The organism is Streptomyces sp. NPDC006997, assembly GCF_040635175.1.
GTDB lineage: Bacteria > Actinomycetota > Actinomycetes > Streptomycetales > Streptomycetaceae > Streptomyces.
This window is the reverse complement of the sequence record NZ_JBEYHH010000001.1, coordinates 305,295-323,964: the sequence shown is the minus strand read 5'-3', so window position 1 is coordinate 323,964 and position 18,670 is coordinate 305,295. Positions and strand designations below refer to the sequence as shown.

At 71.8% G+C, this 18,670-nt stretch carries 15 protein-coding genes; 7 read left to right on the top strand and 8 right to left on the bottom strand.

Annotation, left to right across the window (positions count from 1 at the left end; genetic code table 11):
* Positions 1-18 precede the first annotated feature (18 nt).
* From ABZ659_RS01405 to ABZ659_RS01390, 4 genes are all read left to right on the top strand, one after another.
* On the top strand, positions 19-477 hold the full coding sequence (locus ABZ659_RS01405) for a hypothetical protein (protein WP_360212237.1): 459 nt from the start codon (positions 19-21) through the stop codon (positions 475-477).
* 71 nt (positions 478-548) lie between these two features.
* Positions 549-2,822: a hypothetical protein gene (locus ABZ659_RS01400; RefSeq protein WP_360212235.1), complete on the top strand. Its 2,274-nt coding sequence runs from the start codon at positions 549-551 to the stop codon at positions 2,820-2,822.
* Between the two features lies 1 nt (position 2,823).
* A complete protein-coding gene (locus ABZ659_RS01395) occupies positions 2,824-3,846 on the top strand; it encodes a hypothetical protein (protein WP_360212233.1) in 1,023 nt (340 codons plus the stop codon).
* Positions 3,847-3,879: 33 nt separating this feature from the next.
* Positions 3,880-4,578 (top strand): hypothetical protein, encoded by a 699-nt coding sequence (locus ABZ659_RS01390; RefSeq protein ID WP_360212231.1) that lies wholly within the window; start codon positions 3,880-3,882, stop codon positions 4,576-4,578.
* Positions 4,579-4,684: 106 nt separating this feature from the next.
* On the opposite strand, the gene ABZ659_RS01385 is transcribed toward ABZ659_RS01390, so the two are convergent.
* From ABZ659_RS01385 to eccB, 7 genes are all read right to left on the bottom strand, one after another.
* Entirely contained in the window at positions 4,685-4,987 is a 303-nt protein-coding gene (locus ABZ659_RS01385; RefSeq protein ID WP_360212229.1) for a WXG100 family type VII secretion target, read from the bottom strand.
* Positions 4,988-5,050: 63 nt separating this feature from the next.
* Positions 5,051-5,392, bottom strand: a complete 342-nt coding sequence (locus ABZ659_RS01380) for a WXG100 family type VII secretion target (protein WP_360212227.1) — start codon at positions 5,390-5,392, stop codon at positions 5,051-5,053.
* Positions 5,393-5,453: 61 nt separating this feature from the next.
* A complete protein-coding gene (locus ABZ659_RS01375; RefSeq protein ID WP_360212225.1) occupies positions 5,454-6,557 on the bottom strand; it encodes a S8 family serine peptidase in 1,104 nt (367 codons plus the stop codon).
* Positions 6,558-6,755: 198 nt separating this feature from the next.
* Positions 6,756-8,528 carry a hypothetical protein gene (locus tag ABZ659_RS01370; protein WP_360212223.1) on the bottom strand — a complete coding sequence of 591 codons (1,773 nt, stop codon included), beginning with the start codon at positions 8,526-8,528 and terminating at the stop codon, positions 6,756-6,758.
* Positions 8,528-8,968, bottom strand: coding sequence for a hypothetical protein (locus ABZ659_RS01365; protein ID WP_360212221.1), 441 nt, complete (start codon positions 8,966-8,968; stop codon positions 8,528-8,530). Before ABZ659_RS01365 ends, ABZ659_RS01370 begins: the two co-directional genes overlap by 1 nt.
* Before the next feature lie 219 nt (positions 8,969-9,187).
* Positions 9,188-10,444 carry a type VII secretion-associated serine protease mycosin gene (mycP, locus tag ABZ659_RS01360; RefSeq protein WP_360212219.1) on the bottom strand — a complete coding sequence of 419 codons (1,257 nt, stop codon included), beginning with the start codon at positions 10,442-10,444 and terminating at the stop codon, positions 9,188-9,190.
* A 10-nt stretch (positions 10,445-10,454) separates the two neighbouring features.
* The gene (gene eccB, locus ABZ659_RS01355) at positions 10,455-11,990 is read right to left on the bottom strand and encodes a type VII secretion protein EccB (RefSeq protein WP_360212217.1); all 1,536 of its coding nucleotides are present in this window, start codon (positions 11,988-11,990) and stop codon (positions 10,455-10,457) included.
* Between the two features lie 221 nt (positions 11,991-12,211).
* On the opposite strand from eccB, the gene eccE reads away from it, so the two are divergent.
* The 3 genes from eccE to ABZ659_RS01340 all read left to right on the top strand — a co-directional run bounded on the left by eccE (position 12,212) and on the right by ABZ659_RS01340 (position 17,355).
* Positions 12,212-13,528 carry a type VII secretion protein EccE gene (gene eccE, locus ABZ659_RS01350; RefSeq protein WP_360212215.1) on the top strand — a complete coding sequence of 439 codons (1,317 nt, stop codon included), beginning with the start codon at positions 12,212-12,214 and terminating at the stop codon, positions 13,526-13,528.
* 5 nt (positions 13,529-13,533) lie between these two features.
* Entirely contained in the window at positions 13,534-14,349 is an 816-nt protein-coding gene (locus ABZ659_RS01345; RefSeq protein WP_360212213.1) for a hypothetical protein, read from the top strand.
* A 216-nt stretch (positions 14,350-14,565) separates the two neighbouring features.
* Positions 14,566-17,355 carry an SCO5717 family growth-regulating ATPase gene (locus ABZ659_RS01340; protein WP_360212211.1) on the top strand — a complete coding sequence of 930 codons (2,790 nt, stop codon included), beginning with the start codon at positions 14,566-14,568 and terminating at the stop codon, positions 17,353-17,355.
* Positions 17,356-17,559: 204 nt separating this feature from the next.
* Here ABZ659_RS01340 and ABZ659_RS01335 read toward each other — a convergent pair whose 3' ends face one another.
* Complete coding sequence (locus tag ABZ659_RS01335) at positions 17,560-18,528, bottom strand: bifunctional riboflavin kinase/FAD synthetase (RefSeq protein ID WP_360212209.1); 969 nt, start codon at positions 18,526-18,528, stop codon at positions 17,560-17,562.
* Between the last annotated feature and the right edge of the window lie 142 nt (positions 18,529-18,670).

Sequence of the window (18,670 nt, the reverse complement as noted above, 5' to 3'; positions counted from 1 at the left end):
GGACGGGGGCAGGGAGACATGACGGAGCCTGTCGGGGAGCGGACCGTGAGCCAGGCCGGAGGGCCGGTCGGTATGCGGCTCAACCAGTACCCGGCCGATCCAGGGGGCTCGCCCGGTGGGCCCACGGGACCGGGGCTGGGCGGGCAGCCGGACTTCGGCTCCAGTCCCGCCCAGAAGAAGGCCGCCGCCAGGGCGATCGAGGAGCACATCGAGCCCGACACCAAGAAGGCCGGCGAGGTCGCGGACGAGGAGTCGAACGCCGCGGTCAAGGCGTTCGCGGCCAAGGACGGGCACGGCTGGGTCACGTCGACAGCGCTGAAGAAGGCGCACAAGACGTGGGGTGAACAGGTGCAGAACCTGATGAACCGGCTGGGGTCCGAGAAGACGGCCCTGCGCAGCACGAACACCCTGTTCCAGACCACCGACCTCGGTGTCGGGAACGGGGTGCGCAAGTCGTCCAGCCTCGACGGCTTCTGAGTCGTCGACGCCGAGCCACCGACCCTTTCCGCACCTCCTTCACCTCCTTCAGCGCGCACCAACGGGGACCCATGCCGACGTACCACGAGATCATCACGACCGACCTGGCCACGCTCACCACGGCTGCCGAAGCCTGGGACGACATGGCCAAGAAGTTCCACGAGCAGGAGACCGCGTACAAGCGGGATGTGCACGGCATCACGCTGGGACCGCTCTGGCTGGGGCTGACCGCGGACGCCGCCAGTCGGCGGTTCGACGTCACGCTCACGGAGTACCAGAACGCCCAGGTCGAGGCGAAGGCGATCGCCTCGCTGCTGCGGGACGCGCACACGCAGTTCGTCGACATGCAGGGCAGGCTCAAGACGGCCCGGCAGGAGGCGATCGACGCGGGGATGGCCGTCTCCGAGCAGGGGCGGGTGTCGTTCGACACGGCACGGCTCGACGAGGGCACCCGGACCGCGTACCACCACGACCCCGACTACCAGGACAGCGTCCGCAAGTCGGTCAGCTCCTGGCAGGCACGTATCGACGGGGTCGTCGCGGACGTCACCGACGCCGACAAGGGCGTGGAGATCGCGTTCAACGCGGTCGTCGTCGACTCCGACATCATGGACGGCACGTCCAACGGGTTCAACGGGCAGGCGCAGGGCGACATCGAGAAGTACGAGGCGGAGAACGCCGAGGACATCGCGAAGCGCCTCGCGGACGGCAAGAAGGTCTCCGCCGCGGATCTCGCCGAGCTGGACCGGGCGTTCCGGGACAACTCGGGCAACAAGGTGTTCACCCAGTCGCTGCTGACGGGGCTCGGGCCGGACGGCACCATCAAGCTGACCAACGAGCTGAACGACCTCGCCTACGACGACGACAAGAAGAACAAGGCCCAGTACCTGGAACTCCAGGGCGGCCTCGCGGACACCGTCGCCAACGCCACCCACGTGCCCGGCTCGGTCGCCGACGCGCCACCGGGGTCGCAGAAGTTCAAGGACTGGCTGGCCAGCGACGACGGCAGGTTCTACCGGCAGTTCACCGAGGGCCTCGACAAGTACGGCACCAAGAACTACGGCTCCAACACCCAGCCGATGTACGGCTACCAGTCGTTCGTCAGCATGATGCAGCACGGCGACGCCAAGTTCGACGACCAGTTCCTGTACGAGCTGGGCGACGACCTGATAGCCGCCGAGAAGAAGCAGCCCAGCATCTTCACCGAGTGGGGCGCGGGCCACGACGGCATCCGCGCGGACGCCCTCGACGGGCTCCTCGGCGTCATGAGCAAGAACCCCGACGCGGCCACCGCCTTCTTCGACCCGGCGGGCAACGGCTCCGGCTCCGACCACGTCGACAACGACCACCTGAAGTACCTGCTCCACGAGCGGGAGTGGCCGCAGCACAGCACGGTCGCCGGTCCCACCGTCATCACCATGGACGACCCGCTCAACCGCACCGGCCTCGGCGCGGCCCTGGAGGCGGCGACCACCGGGCGCGAGCCCAACTCCGAGGGTGCCGCCTTCGACCACCACACCGAGGCCCAGTCCCGGGTGATGCAGGAGACCATCACGCAGCTCGACAAGGACGGCAAGGGCGACTCCATCCCGCAGAACCTGAAGGTGCCCCTCGGCCGCGCCCTCGCCGACTACACCATGGACACCCACGCCATCCTCAGCGGCACCGAGCCGAGCAGCCCCGCGGGAGGCTCCGGCATCAACGCCAACGGCGACGACTCCAGCATCACCAACAGCAAGCACAGCCTGCTCCGGGTGATGCGCGGGGTCTCCGACGCGGCGTACGGCACGACGGCGGACGGCGAGCCCGTCCTCGTCTACGACATGCTGTACGAGAACCAGAAGGTGTACTCCGCCGAGTACCTGGACACCACCCGGGACGCCTCCCCCGAGCAGCAGGCCAACGTCGTCGGCGACTGGGACAACAAGGCCCGCCACGTCGGCGAGGTGTACGGCTCGATGACCGCCATCGGGTCCGACATGATCCTCGACGACCGGGACACCAAGGTCGGTACGATCAGCGACCAGATGCGCTACACGTACCACGGGGTCGGCGGCCTCTTCACCCAGATCCCCGTGGTCGGCGACCCCGTCCAGCGGATGGTCGACGCGGCCACCTACGAGTACCAGAAGGACGTGACGGCCGCCGCGGAGGACGCCGCCCGGTCCCAGGACAGCACCTCCACCTCCGCCGGGATCGGCGGCACGAACGCCCTCCTGGACGCCTGGGGCGGCGAGCACGGCATCAGCGGCAGCGAGGCGCACGAGCATGCCAAGGGTGAGGCGAAGCAGAGCTTCATCACGGGGCGCGAGGACGCGTACTCCGCGCTACGCACGAGGAAGTGAGATGACGAACGGAAGTCGCCGGGCCGGTCTCGGACGGAAGATCATCGCACCGGCCCTGGCGGTCGTCGTCCTGGCGGTGGGCGCGCACCTGTGGCTGAACACCAACCTCTTCGGCGACGACGACGTGTGCGGTGGGCTGGTCTCCGCCGACGCGGCCGAGGACGTCTTCTCCCACTCCGGGCGGCTCTCCGACCGGGACGGCCCGGACGACCGGCCCGGCGACCTGCTCGCCTTCACCTGCCGGGTGGAGACGTCGTCCTTCCTCCCGGGTTCCGACGACGAGCACCTGACGATTCTGGCGACCCGTGAGCGCGGCGACTTCCCGTTCACCGACGACGGCCGGTGGCCGAACCCGGCCACCGTGTCCTTCTTCTCCGGCAGCGGCACGCGTGCCACCGGCGCCATCGGCGCGGACCACGGCTGGGTCCTGCTGCCCGACGCCTGCGCGACGGCCGACGGTCCCGCCGTCATCGAGGGGTACGCCCCCGAGGGCTCCGACCCGGTCCGGTTCGCCCGGCTCCTGACCGAGGTCGCCAACCACGCCGCCGAACGGGCCGACTGCGCGTCCGAGCGGCCCCTCACCGCACCCACTGCCCTCACCTCGGCCCCGAAGGCACGCCAGGTGGACGCCGGGACGGTCTGCGGTCTGAGAGGGCTGGAGTTCCCCGGGCCGGACGGGGTGACCGGAGCGCGGGAGACGGTCCAGGACGGCACCGGTCCCACCTGGTCCTGCGCGGTCCACGACTACGCCACCTACACCGTGACCCGGGACCCGCACCTCGTCGCGGGCATCCGGTCCTCCCCCGGGTACGAGGAGCAGCCGCGGGTGGCCGGACACCAGGTGTCGGGCTTCGACCCCCGGCACGTCGTCGCCGACTGCGCGGGCACCCCGACGTACTTCTCCCTGGACGCCGGAGACGACTACCTCTCCGCCCTTGAGGAACCGGGCGCCCCGCGCCTGCGCGAGCTGTTCGAGAACTTCGTCGACGTCGCCGGAGAGCGGTTCGGCTGTACCGCACCCTGACCCCACCCCGAGAGCACCGAGGACACGAGACACGTGACACACGTACGACACCGGCTGGCGATCGCCGCCGCCCTGACGGCCGCGGCCGTCCTGATGACCGGCTGCCAGAGTGACAGTGACAGTGAGGGTGACAGCGGTGGTGGGGGTTCGGCGGCGCTGAGTCTGGACGGGCTGGTCGAGACCGCGGACGGCGTTCCGGAGGACGGCGCGGACACCTGTCCGCTGCCCTACGACATCGCGGCGGCGGCGAAGGCCGCGGGCGTGGACGGCGAGGCCGGTCCCGGCCCGGTGCGGGAGGACGCGGAGACGCCCGTCGCCACGGGTGAGGGCGGCAAGCGCGCCAAGGGCAAGGAACCGCTGGCCGAGAATCCCGGTGCGTTGGTGAGCTGCACGTTCCACATCGGTCCGGACGACGTGCGGGTGCACACCGTCGCCACGGAGGAGCGCAACGCGATCACCATCCTGGCGCCGGTGGTCTCGGAGTTGACCCGGGTGGCCATCGACGACGTGGTCGCCTTCACGAACGAGGCCGCCACGACGGAGGAGACGGGCAAGGTGGTCACCGCCGACACCGGCAATGTGGCGACGGTACGGCTTGAGCTGGACGGTGAGGGGGACGCGGCCCTGTTGGTCGGTACCGTCGACGGGGAGTCCGGGGAACCGGACGCGGCGCTGGACCGGAAGCAGCTCGCCGCGCTGACGGAGGCCCTGGCCGGGCAGGTGCAGCAGTAGGAGTAGGAGTAGGACGGCTCGTCGCCGCCCTACCGCCAGACAGCGGCAGGGTGGACACCTCCCGCGCGTGTCCACCCTGTGTGCGTGCCGCCCTGTCGCGTCGGGGCTACATGAAGTAGCTGGCGCCCTTCAGGTCGCCGCCGCGGTAGTCGCCGCCCGCGGTGTGGACGCGCTGCGAGATGTTGACCAGGGCCGTGTGGATGCCCGTGGCGTGACGGTCCCACTCCTTGGTCTTCTTGGTGAACTCCTCGTACGCCTCGCCGCCCCAGCCCGCGGCGGCGTCGAGCACGGCCTTCTTCAGGGCCTCGAGGTCCTCTTCGAGCTTCTTCGCCTGGTCGCCGAGTTCGGTGGCGAGGGCGTCCATGGTGCCGTAGGAGACAGCCAGTTCGTCGTAGTGGGCTCCGGACATGGTTTCCTCGTTTCTGGGAGGTCAGCAGGTGGTGGTCGGTGGCGCGTCGGTCTCAGGGCCTCGTCAGTAGCTGCTGAGCGCCGAGGACTTGCCGCCGAGGTCCTCCACCGAGATCTTGGTGATGTCGGCGTCGATCTGGCCTTCGAGGTTCTGCTTGTCCTTGCGGTTCAGGTCGATGCCCTGGAGGAAGTCGTCCAGCATCCGGCCGATGGCGGCCATGTGGCTGTTGATCTCCGACTGCTTCTTGTCGAAGGCGAGGGCGCCCTGGCCCGTCCAGCTCTTCTCGATCATGTCGATCGTGCCCTGGAGGCGGGCGAGAGACTGCCGGATCGAGTCGTACCGGTCGATGACGTTCGTCTGGAGCTTCTGTACCTGGGCCTCGTAGAGCTTGCGGTCCGTGGCCATGTCGGCAGTCCCTTTCGTGTGGACGGTGGGGTAGTGGGTGGTCGGTGGCGGAGTACGGGGGTCATGCCCGGCGGCGGGAGCGGGCCACGGCGACGGCGCCGCCCCCGATCACCAGCACGGCCGCGGCGGCGCCCGTGGCGACCCAGGGGGTGCTGTCGTCGGAGGAGTCCGACTCGGCCGCCGCGGAGGTCTGGCCGCCGGAGGCGTCCTTGCCGGACGGCTCGGGGGACGGGGAGGTGGAGGCGGCGGGGGTCGCCGGCTTGCCGTCCTCGTCCACGACGCCCGCGGTGTTCTCCCTGGCGAGGGGGTCGGTGTCCGCGGCGCCGGGGTTGTAGTCGCTGTCCTCCAGCACCTTGCGGGGCCGGATCAGTCCGTACCCGAGGTACGTACTCGGGTCGTCCTTGGCCCAGTCCCGTCCCGCGGTGTCGATGAGGCTGGCGAGGACCTGGTTGGCGGTCCAGTCGGGGTGCGCGGACCAGACGAGGGCGGCGGAGGCGGAGGCGATGGCGGTGGCCTGGCTTGTGCCCTGACTCTCGCAGTAGGAGCGAAGGTTCTTGTCGCACCACGTGGGCACATCAAGGCCCGGGGCGGCTAGGTCAACGTAGTTGCCGTGCTCGGAGAACCTGCCGACCGTGCCGGATTCATCGGATGCGGCGATACCAATGACGTAGGGATAGGCAGCCGGATAGCCGATAAAGTTTTTAGTCTCGGCGTCATTGCCAGTACCCGCGAACATCAACTTGCCCTTGCTGTGGGCATACGCGATTGCCTCACGGATCGCCGCGTGATCAATGCTCGTACCGAAGGACATGTTGATGATCTCAACGTCGCTGTCGGCGATGGCCCTGATGACCGCCGCCAGGTCGGGCGCCCTCTCCCGCTCGGTCTTGTTGTCGAAGTCGTCCATCGCGATCCGATAGGGCACGATCTTGGCGTCCGGGGCCAGACCCTTCAGGGAGTCGTCGGCGCCGGTTCCCGCAATCAACTCCGCCATGCTGGTGCCGTGGCCATCGTAATCTTCGGTGGCCTTGTAACTCAGATGCTGTGGGACGCCGTCAGTAGTGACCCTGCCCCGCAATGACGGGGTTTCGCTGACTCCAGTATCCACTACTGCGACCTCGACACCCTCGCCAGTGCTGACCTTCCACATCTCGCTGGCCTGCATCGCTGACAGGTACCACTGCTGCGACTGGACGTCTGTGGCTACGGCACCGGGAGCAAAACCTGCCGACAAGACGGAGGCAGCGCCAAGTGCCGCACAGATGGTCGCGGCCCTTCTCGCGCACCGCCCCGCGAGCGTGCCCGACCTGTCGCGTCGTCTGATCCCTGACACCATGCTCTGCTCGTCCTCGCTTCTGTCCTGTCAGTCGGTCGTCGGCACGTGGCCACGCCGCTCATCGCGGCGCGGACGGTTCGTACCGGACCCTCGGTTGCCTGAGGCATCACGCGGCGTGCCAGCGCCGTCAGTGGCATTACCACTCACCGCGCGCGGAGTTCGTCCGCTTGGAGTGCCCACTACACCTTTGGAGCCGCCGGTGGGACGGCGAGCAGTCGGTGCCGCGCCCAATGTGGTGGGAGGTGTTCCGATCACCCCACGCTGGCCGGGGCTCTGCGCTTTCGAACTGGAGCGTGCGCCCTCGGCGCCGACGACCGTGCCGCGCGGCAGCTTGGATCCATTGCCGCCGGGGGTGGGCCCTGCGACGGGGCGCCCGCCGACGACCCCGTTGGGCGGACGCCTAGTGCCAGCGCCACCCCGACCAGCGCCTGGCGGCGCACCAATAACCCCCTTCGGCGCGCGGGCGGCACCGTTGACGGGACCGGTTCCCTGTCCCATCGGCAGTGGCTTCCCACCGACGATGCCACGCTGCACAGGAGCAGCGCCACGGTTGCCGATAGGCGCAGGTGCGGCCGTGCGCCCCGGTTGCCCCAGTGGGCCCACAGGGCCGACCCGGCGGCCTCCCGCCTGCGCGGGAGGGGTGACACGCCCCGCCTGACTCGTAGGGCCGATACCTGGACGCCCTGTCTGGCTGGTGGGGCTCGGAGGAGCACCAGTGCGTCCCTGAGCCACGGGGGGCACCTTCGGCACGTTGATACCGCCGGGGCGTGTGGTGCGGCCGGTGGCCTGCCTGACGGCAGGCGGCGTCGTACTCGGCACCATGGGAGGGACGGGCCCCGGTGGCGTAGCGGTGGGAGCGGTCGTCGGTGGTGGCGTGACCGTAATCGGTTTCACGGCCTCTTGAGGCGGCAGCGTTCCCACGCTGTCGATCTCTGTGCCGACAGGCTGTCGCGGCGTCGTGACGTTCCCGTCGACGGTCTGCTGCGGCGCCAGAACCTCCGCCGGACGTTCCCTCTCCGCTGCAGCAGTCACCGGGGCCTGGTGGGAAGCCGACGTCTCACTGACCGACGTCAGCGAAGCCGGGGTAGTGGGGCGCTTCTTGAACTTCCCGACGCCCGGCGGCGGCTCCGGTACCCCCACGTCCGGCATCTTCGGGAACACCGGCTCCTCCGCCGACTGCATCGTCCCGGCCGACACCGTGTAGAACGACGCCAGGCGGTACATCTGGTTGATGGCCTCCTGGCGGTGGGCCTCCGCCTTGACCGCTGCCGTGTACTCGTCGTTGGAGTCGACGCGCTTGGCCTCGGGGATGTCGTCGACGGACTTGCGGTCGGCGCGGTTGTCGCGGGGCGGCATGGACTTGCGGACGGAGGCGAGGCCGGAGCCCGCGGCCATGACCTGGGTGCCGATGGTGTCGGCGTAGGCGGCGACGCCCTGGGCCGTCTTGATGAGGCTGTCGCCCCAGTCGGTGAACGCGGTGTGGGCCTCGCCCTGCCAGTCGATCTGGCCGAGGTTCTGGCTCAGTTCCTCCGCGGCGTCGTTGATCGCGTCGCGGGCGTCGACGAGGGCCGTGCCCGCGGTCTCCAGGAGTTCGGGGTTGGCGGACTCGACGATGTCGATCATCTGGTTGAGGTCGTAGCCCTCGAAGCTCGTCGAGCCGAAGTGGATGCCCCGGCTGGAGCCGAACGGGAACAGGCGGGTCATGTTCATGACCGCGTCCAGTGTGCCGTTCTGGCTCATGGCCTCCTGGCGTTCCGGCGCGTGCAGGTCCGGCTTGTTCTTGTCCCCGTGGCCGCTCATCAGTACCCCGCGTCCGTGTGGTCGGCTCGGTTGTCGCGCTTGTTGTGCTCGGTCAGCATCTCTTCACGCGCCTGGTTGACCTCGGCCCGGATCTCGTGGAACCGGTAGCGCTGCTCGTCCTCGAGGTTGTCGAAGGTCACGTCGACGCCGTGCACCGCGATCTGCATGGCCTCCAGCTGGAGGCCCAACGACTTGGACAGCGCGGTGATGCGTTCGTGGACGCGCTCGTACTCCAGGTGGAGTTGCTTGCCCTCGGGAAACGCCCCGCTGCCGAAGGCGGACTCCGGCAGGCTGTGGGACGCCACCTTGGACGCGCCGCCCGCCGAGCCCTCGAACGCGGCGAGCAGGTCGTCCACGCGCTTCTTGAAGGTCGACAGCGCCATCACGCCCCGGCGCACGTCCGCCGCCGACGCACCTCCGCCCATGTCCGCAGGAAGCACGAAGCCATCCCTCCCCGTTGTCCCCGTTAACGCCTTGGAAGCGTTCATGACGGCGGTTCATGACCGCAGTCACCCACCACTCTAGTGACTCGCACCGACAGGCCCAACTGGCATAGGGACAACCGATGCTGTCACCACTCTTTACACGACGGTACGGATGTCGCTCCGGGTTGCGGGACCCGGGTGACAATCGAGCGGCGTTCGTCACATGTCGGTGACCTACGTCGCGGCCTGGCGCTTGTGGATCCCCGCGGCGCCACGCGCACGTCTGCGCGCGTCCCGGATCGCCACCGCCGCCCCGCCCAGGCCCGCGACCAGGACCACCGCGCCGACGGCCACGTACGTCGCGAGGCGGGCGTTGCGTTCGTCGGGCGTCTCACCCCGCGGGAACGGGGCGGCGGCCGGTGCCTCGGCCCCGCCCAGGCCCTCCTGCGGGTCCGGTGACTCGACCGGCTCGGCGTCGGCCGTCAGGGCGCGCACCGGGTCGACCACGCCCCAGCCGACCAGGCGGTCGTGTGTGGCGACGGTGCGCTCCGCGGTCTGTTCGATCTGGGCGACGACCTGCCGCTGCGTCCACTTCGGGTGCTTGGCCTTGATGAGCGCCGCGACGCCCGCGACGTACGGCGCCGAGAAGCTCGTACCGTTGTCGGAGCAGTGGCCCCCGCGCGGGACGGTGGAGATCATGTCGACGCCGGGTGCCGCCACGTCGACGAAGTCGCCGGACTGGGAGAACGACGCCCGTTCGTTGTTGCGGTCGGAGGCGGCGACCGCGAGCACGCCCTCGTAGGACGCCGGGTAGGTCTTCTTGACGTTGCCGCCCAGGCCGTCGTTGCCCGCCGACGCCACCACCACGATCTCCTCGGCCAGCGCCTCGTCGACCGCCGCCTCCAGGTCGGGGTCGGGTTCGACGGCGTCCGAGGTGTCCTGGGAGATGTTGATGACGTCGGCGCCCGCGTCGACGGCGTACCGGATGGACTTGGCGAGGGTCTCGGTGGTGCCGTGGCCCTCGGCGTCGTTCTGCTGGATCGGGATGATCACCGCCTTGGGGGCCAGGCCCACGAAGCCCGTGTTCTTCGCGGGGCGCGCGGCGATGATGCCCGCGACCTTGGTGCCGTGGCCGACGGTGTCGGTGGTGCCGTCCTCCCGGCCCCGTTCGATGGGGTCGCCGTTCTCGTCCTTGAGGTTCTTGGGCAGGTAGTTGCGGCCGCTCTTGACGTCGACGGCGTCCTTCAGCTGCGGGTTCTTCACGTCGACGCCCGTGTCGATGACCGCGACGCGGACGCCCTCGCCCCTGGACTGGCTCCACAACTCGTCCAGGAGGACGCGCTGGAGGGACCAGGGGCGGCCGGGATAGCTGGCGTTGGGGTACTCGCACTGGTCGGAGAAGGAGTCCTCGGCGGCGGCCGGGGACGCCGTCAGGAGGGTCGCCGCGGCCGTCAGGCAGAGGGCGCTGAGGGCGGTCAGGCGCGTCGTCATCCCGCTCCCCCTACGAGCCCTGCGGCTGGCGTGCCGCCGCCGTCGACAGCCTCGGCCCCGTCGGCAGGAACGCCGACCAGACGTCCGGGATCGGCGCCGGGTCCACGTCGGCGTAGCCGAGGCGCGACTGGGCCTGCTGGGCCTCCTGCTCCAACTGCTTGCGCTCCTCGGGCGACATGCCGATCCCGGCGTCGTCCGTGGCGCTGTCGGAGTTGGACTGCAGGACGTAGCGCAGCCCGGTGTCGGTGACCAGGAAGACGGGGCCGTCCTTGGTCTGCTCGCCCTTGAACTGCCGGTAGAGCTGGCCGGAGCCCGGCGTGACGTAGGCGCTGGAGGAACCGGCGGGCAGGTCGGCCGGGAAGTCGGTGCCCGCCCAGGTGCTCAGGGTGGTGGTGCCGCGCGCGTCGACGCCGCGCAGGACGTTGCAGACGGTGTTGCGGCTGCCCTTGGCGTCCGACGCCTCGTTGACGGCCTCGGGGGTGCCGGTCGGCCAGCGGTGCTCGGTGCCGAAGGGCTTGCCCGGCACGATCGCGCCGGGGCTCGTCTCCAGCGCCTGACCGGCCTGCCCGACCTGCGCCAGGTCCTTGCTGAACAGCAGCAGTTGGGCGACGAACGCCGAGACCGGCGCGACCCGGCCGGGCAGGACGACGTAGTACTGCTCCTCGTTGTTGTCGAACGCCTTCAGGACCGTGCCCACCTTGTCGGCCGCGGCGCCGAGCTGGCCGGGGGCGTTCGCGGGCGCGCCCGGGGTGCCGTCGATCTCGGGGAAGGTGACCGGGTCGCCCTGGTGGAGGGTCGCCAGCCACTCGGTCGAGACCCGCTGCGGCTCGCGGCCGGAGCCGACGACCGTGCGCAGCAGGAGTTCGAGGTCGTCGCCCGTGTCGATCCTGTCGACCTGGTACGCCGTCCCGCCGGTGTCCACGATGAAGCGGTCGCCCTCCGGGTCGACGACGTAGAGCAGTTCGCCGCCGCTCAGTTTCTGCTTGCCCTGGGTCAGGTCCTGCTCGCGGTCGGCGAGGACCAGTGCGGCCTTCTGGATGGACCGGCCGCCCGCGCTCGGGCGTTCGCACACGGCCCACCGCTTGGCGGCGCCCGCCTCCTCGGCGGAGGGGAGCCGGTCGGGGGCGTAGGGGATGCCGATGGTGACGCCGTGCGGGATATCGCCGTTGTCCAGGAGCGACTCGCTGACGGTGACCACGTCGCCCTTGCCGGGGGCGAGGAGGAGTTTGGCGGACGCCATGTTGAGTACGGGGTGCAGCTGGACCTCGTCGCCGGTCTTCAGGATGACGTACCGGGTGGTCGACTTGCTGGCGATGATCACCTTCTCGGCCGGGGTGTCCCAGCCGGAGGGCGCGGTGGGCCGGAACATGCCCCAGGCGCCGAAGACGGCCATGACGATGACGCCGATGATCAGCCCCGGCACGATCCCGCGCAGCGGGCGCGGCGCGCCCTCCTCCGAGCCGTGCGGGGACGACAGGACGAAGGCCGCCAGCAGGCGGCGCTTCGCGAAGGTGTAGGCGTTGAGCTGGTCCCGCCGAGATGCCATGGGTCCGTGTCTCTCCCCGTTGTTCGCGGTTGTCCGTGCCTCGTCCGCGTCGTTCACTTGGTGCGCGGGGCCGTCGTCCCCCGACCGCCGTTGTCAGACCGGGCCCCTACTATGCCTGGTGTCGGAGGTGGCGCGCGGAGCGGGTAGGGTGCCTGGGCCCTCAAGGGCCGGTGCGGTGCTGGGACGACCGCGAGTTGTGAGCGAACTGGGGGGATCGAGTGATGGCTTCCGCGACGCGGACCACGGGTCGGGGCCGGACCCGGGCACGCGGCTCGGCCGAGCCCGGCGGGCGGGCGGCACGGCAGCCGGCCGCGCGCGGCGCCCTCCACCTCAAGGTGCGCGGAGGGCGGCCCGGTTCGTCCCGGCTGCAACGGATCGTGCTGGTGGAGCTCGCCGCCGCCGTCCTCGTCACGGGCTGGGTGATCGGCACGCTCGCGATGGTGCCCGCCGCCGCCGTCGCCGTGCTCCTGGTCCTCCTGGCCTTCGTACGACGCCGGGGCCGCTCCCTGCCCGAGTGGATCGGCACGGCACGGGCCCTGCGCGCCCGGCAGAAGCGCGCCGCGGACCGCGTGGTGCCGCCGGGTACGGAACCGGGGCTGGCCCCGGCCGTGGAGTGTGACCCCAGCCTGCGCACCTACGCCTACGGCGGCCGGGAGCGGCGCCCGGTCGGCATCATCGGGGACGGCACCTTCGTCACGGCGGTGGTGCAGGTGGAGGCCGACGCGACCGCGCTCCGCGCCGAGCGGGGCAGGCGCCCACTGCCGCTGGCCCTGGTGCGCGACGCCCTCGAAGTGGACGGCATCCGGCTGGAGTCGGCGCAGGTCGTGCTGCACACCCAGCCCGCGCCCGCGCTGCACCTGCCGCGGCAGTCCGTCGCCGTCACCAACTACGCGCCGTTGCAGGAGCAGACCGGTGCCCCCGCGGTGCGCATCACCTGGATCGCGCTGAAGCTGGATCCCGAGCTGTGCCCGGAGGCGGTGGCGGCGCGCGGGGGCGGGCTGACGGGCGCCCAGAAGTGCGTGGTGCGCGCCGCCGACCACCTCGCCAGCAGGCTGACCGGCGCCGGGTTCCGCACCACGGTGCTGGACGAGGAGCAGCTGACCGCCGCCCTCGCCACCTCCGCGTGCGCCAACCCGCTGGTGACGGCGGAGGCCGGGCGGACCGACCGGCAGGAGCGGCGCACCGAGGAGTCCAGCCGCAGCTGGCGCTGCGACAACCGCAGGCACACGACGTACTGGATCCGCAAGTGGCCCCAGCTGGGCGGTGACCGGGCGCCGTCGCTGCCGCAGTTCGTCGCGCTGGTCACGGCGATACCGGCGCTCGCGACCACCATCAGTCTCACCCTCGCGCGCGCCGACCGGCAGGAGATGTCCCTCACCGGGCACCTCCGGGTCACGGGGCGCAGTGCCGAGGAACTGACCGCCGCCCGGCGCGCGCTGGAGGGTGCCGCCCGGCACGCGGGCGCCGCCCTGGCCCGGCTGGACCGGGAGCAGTTGCCGGGCGTCCTGGCCACTCTGCCCCTCGGAGGTGTCCGGTGACGGCCATGACCACCCACACGGCTGACGGACCGGGCGGCGGACGCGGCCCCGGGTACGGCACACCGGCGGGCACCACCCCAGGGGGTGTCCCGGACTCGGCGGGGCGCCGCGCCGCCGACCTGTTGCGCACCGGCTTCGGCCTGCTCGGCCCGCGCCACGGACGGCACGTCCTGCCCGCGGCCGAACTGGACACGCTGGCGCTGCCCATCGGGGACGACGGCGTCGTCATCGGTGTGGACGCCGATGGCCAGCCCGCCGTGCTCGGGCTGAACCGTCCCACGCCGTACGACGTCGTCCTCATCGGCGGTCTGTGGACGGCGCAGGTGCTCGCGCTGCGGGCCGCGGCGACGGGCGCGCGGGTGGCCGTGGAGACGGGCCGCGCGCAGGCCTGGACGCAGATGGTGCACGCCATGGGCGGCGGGCAGAACGGGCTCGCGGTGTACGACGTGGGGCGCGTGCCCCCGCAGGGCGCCTCGGCCGGTACACCGGTGCTGGTGGTGCGGGACTGCGGGATGCGGCCCCCGCGCGGGCGGGTGGTGTCCGGTCCCTGGCAGTCGGTGCTGACGCTGCTGCCGTACCTCAGCCCCGTCGCGCCCCGGCTGGTGCGGCAGGCGCGACTGGTGGGCGTCCAGCGGATATCGCCGGACGAGGCGGCGGAGCTGGGGCGCACGATGGCGCTGCCGCGGGCCGACATGGACTCGCTGCCGACGCTCGCCGACGGCGTCACGCTGTGGTGCGCCGACCGCGACCGGCAGTACGTGATGACCCAGCCGACCGACGCCGAGGTCGGGTTGCTGGGCACGCCGCGGCGGATGGACTGAGTTCCGGACTGGCTCCTTTCGTCACACCCGGCGGTGGATGGGCCTGCCGGGGTGCCGGTGGTGATGACTAGTCTGGGAGCGGGGGCGCGTCGCCAGAACCCGTGGACCGGGCGTCGACGTCCCGAGAGGGCCCCGGGCGCCTCGAACGACTACGGACGACAACACATGGTCACCACCGGCACGGCATGAGGGTGCTCGACCACACCAGGAGGAATTGTGAGCAGCGATCGGGACGGGATCCGCGGGGGCTGGGCGACGCCCGGCGACGACCAGCCCGACGCGGAGTCCTCCGTCGAGGCGACGGGCGAGTTCACCATCGACTACGCGCCGCCCGCCTGGTACACGCAGAACTCCTCGGGCGGGGCGGAACCGGGGGCGGCACCACCCGCGCCGCCGGCGGGTCCGCCGGTCGCCGTGCCCAGGCTGCCGGCGGGCAGCGAGTTCGAGCCGCAGCCTTCCGGGGAGGCCGGGGGCACCGGGGGTGCCGGGGATGTTCCGTCCGGTGAGCCTTCCACGCCGGTCGCCCCGCCTGCGGCACCGGCGGTTGCCGCGCCCGTCGCTCCGCCGGTCGCCACCCCTGTCGCGCCGCCGGTCGCCGCGCCCGCCCCTCCGCCCGTCGCCGCGCCGGTGGGTCCCGCTGAGGACGGTGACTCCGAGGGTCCCGGCAACGGGGATCTGGAGAGCGGTGCGACCATGCGGTTCTCCGCGGTCGCCCTGAAGCGGGAGATCGCTGAGCGTACGGCGGAGGCGGAGGCGGAGGCTGAGGCGGCGGCACGGACCGAGGCCGACGAGACGGACGACGCGGACGGTACCGACGAGACGGACGAGGCGGACGCCCCTGCCGCCGAGGAGCCCGGCGGTGACGACGCCGTCGCCGAGACGCCGGAGGTGGCGGACGCCGAGGCTGGGGCCACCGACGACACCGAGGGCGCCGACGACGCCGTAGCGCCGGAGGTGGGCGTTCCGTCCGACGACACCGCCGGGGCCGCGGACGTGGCGCCGGATGCGGTGAGTTCCGAGGAGAGCGCGCCGCAGGACGCGTCGTCCGGCTGGGCCGCGCCACCGCAGGGTGTGCCGCCGCTGCCGCCGTCGTACCAGCCCGCCGCCCCGGCACCGGCGGCCCAGTGGCCCGCCCAGCCCCAGACACCGGTACAGCCCCAGCCGCCCGCGCAGCCCGAACCGCCCGCACCACAGCCGGTGGCACCCGCGCAGCCGGTGGCCACCGCCCAACCCGAAGCAGCGCCCGCCCAACCCGAGGCCCCCGCCCAGCCCGTGGCGCCCGCGCCGGTCCAGCCGCCCGTGCCCCCGCAGCAGCCGGCCTTCCAGGCCCAGGCGCCGCACCCCGCGCCGACGGCGTGGCAGCAGAGCCCGGCCGTCCCCCAGCAACCGCAACCGCAGCCGCAGCCCAGCGGATACGGCTTCCCCCAGCAGGGCCCCGCCCCGACGCCTCCGGCACCCCAGGCGCCCCAGGCCCCCGCCCCCCAGCCCGGCTACGGCTTCCCGCAGCCCCCGGCGCCCGCCCCGGACGCCCAGCCCGGCCCCACTCCTCCGGCGCAGCCGGTCAGTTACGGCTACCCGCACCCCGCAGCACCGCAGGCCCAGCCGCGACACCAACCGCAGCCGCAGCCCCAGGCGCAGCCCCAGGCACCACAACAGCACCCCCAGCAGCCGCCCGTGGACCCCCGTACCGGTGCCGCCTGGCCGCAGCCCATCCAGCACGACCAGCGGCAGCCGACCAACCCCGGTGCCGCGCCGCTCGGTTACACGGCGGCCGTGGAGCTGTCCTCCGACCGGCTGCTCAACAACAGGAAGCAGAAGGCGAAGAGCGGACGGCCCGCCGCCGCCTCCTCCCGCTTCAAGCTGGGCGGCAAGAAGGAGGAGGCCGAGCGGCTGCGGAAGCTGGAGCTGATCCGCACCCCGGTGCTGTCCTGCTACCGCATCGCCGTCATCAGCCTCAAGGGCGGCGTCGGCAAGACCACGACGACCACGGCCCTCGGCTCCACCCTCGCCAGCGAGCGGCAGGACAAGATCCTCGCGATCGACGCCAACCCGGACGCCGGTACGCTCGGCCGCCGGGTGCGCCGCGAGACCGGGGCGACCATCCGGGACCTCGTCCAGGCGATCCCGTACCTGAACTCGTACATGGACATCCGGCGCTTCACCTCGCAGGCGTCGTCCGGGCTGGAGATCATCGCCAACGACGTCGACCCGGCCGTCTCGACGACGTTCAACGACGAGGACTACCGGCGCGCGATCGACGTGCTCGGCAGGCAGTACCCGGTCATCCTCACCGACTCCGGCACCGGTCTGCTCTACAGCGCCATGCGCGGGGTGCTCGACCTCGCCGACCAGTTGATCATTATCTCCACGCCGTCCGTGGACGGCGCGAGCAGCGCCAGTACGACGCTGGACTGGCTGTCCGCGCACGGGTACGCGGATCTCGTCTCGCGCTCGCTCACCGTCATCTCCGGGGTCCGGGAGACCGGCAAGATGATCAAGGTCGATGACATCGTGGCGCACTTCCAGACCCGGTGCCGGGGCGTGGTCGTGGTGCCGTTCGACGAGCATCTGGCCGCCGGTGCGGAGGTCGACCTCGACATGATGCGGCCGAAGGTGCGGGAGGCGTACTTCAACCTGGCGGCGCTGGTCGCGGAGGACTTCGTCCGCCACCAGCAGGCGCACGGCCTGTGGACGTCCGACGGCAACCCGCCCCCGGTCGCCGCCCCGCCCCTCCCGGGCCAGTCCTACCCCGGCCAGGGCCACCCCGGCCAGCCGATGCCGGGCGCCCAGCCCATGCCGGGCCAGCCCTCCGTCCCCGGCCAGGGCCCCCAGCCCGGTCAGCCCGGTCAGCCCGGCCAACCACCCATGCCGGGTCAGTACGCGCCCGCGCCGGGCCAGCCGCCCCAGCCCTACCCCGGCCAGCCCTACCCGCAGCAGCACCCGGGGCAGCCGTACCCGGGGCAGCCGTACCCGCAGCCGGACGGCACCCAGCCCCCGCAGCACTAGGGCGTGTGGCGGAAGTCCCGCCTGTCGCCCGACGTCTGGCACTCCCCCAAGCTCTTCGAGCAAGGGGGACGCCCATGACGCCGCTCGGCCCGCCCCGCGGGCGGACGGCGGGGCTTTCCCCAACACGCCCGAGGACACGAAGAGACACGAACGCGGCCGGTGCCCGCAGGCACCGGCCGCGCTGTCGTCACCCGCGCCCGGGGACTACTGAGCGGACTCCGCGGACTCCCCGGACGCCGCCACCAGCTCCCGGCACTTCCGCACATCGTCGCCCATCTGGTCCAACAGCGCCTGGAGCGTGTCGAACTTGGCCTGCCCGCGCACGAAGGCGAGGAAGTCCACGGCGACGTGCAGGCCGTACAGGTCCAGCCCCACCCGGTCGATGGCGTACGCCTCCACGGTCCGCTCGGTGCCGTCGAACTGCGGGTTGGTGCCGACGGAGATCGCCGCCGGCATCGCCTCCCCCGCGACGTGCAGCCAGCCCGCGTACACCCCGTCGGCCGGGATCGCGGTGTGCGGCAGGGTCTCCACGTTGGCGGTCGGGAAACCGAGTTCACGCCCCCGCTGCGCGCCCCGCACGACCACGCCCTCCACCCGGTGCGGACGGCCGAGGATCTCGGCGGCGCCCTCGACGTCGCCCTCGCCCACCAGGCGCCGGGTCATGGTCGAGGAGAACGGCTCGCCGCCGCCCGCCGCGCCGGTCACGTACAGGTCGACGACCTCGACCTCGAAGTCGTACACCTTGCCCTGCTCGGTGAGGAACTCCACGTTGCCCGCCGCCCGGTGGCCGAAGCGGAAGTTGGGGCCCTCGACGACCGCCTTGGCGTGCAGCTTGTCGACCAGCACCTTGACGACGAAGTCGGCCGGGGACAGCTTGGAGAACTCGGTGGTGAAGGGCAGGATCAGCACCGCGTCCACGCCCAGCTCCGCCATCAGTTCGGCGCGGCGGTGGTGCGGGGCGAGCAGCGGCGGGTGGCTGCCGGGGCGGACGACCTCGCTGGGGTGCGGGTCGAAGGTGACGACGACCGCGGGGACGCCCAGCTCGCGGGCGCGGTCCACGGCGTGCCGGATGATCAGCTGGTGTCCACGGTGGACTCCGTCGTAGGAGCCGATGGTGACGACGCTGCGCCCCCAGTCCTGGGGGATGTCCTCCAAGCCACGCCAGCGCTGCACTGTGACCGCTCCTCGAACCCGTGTCGGTACTTGCCGTCTGCCTGTTATGCAGGACTAAGGGTGCCATGCCGGGTGCCGTCGCCCCGCATCGGCGTCCTGAGCTGTGATCCGGCGCACGCGCCGCCCACGCCCCCGCAGCCCG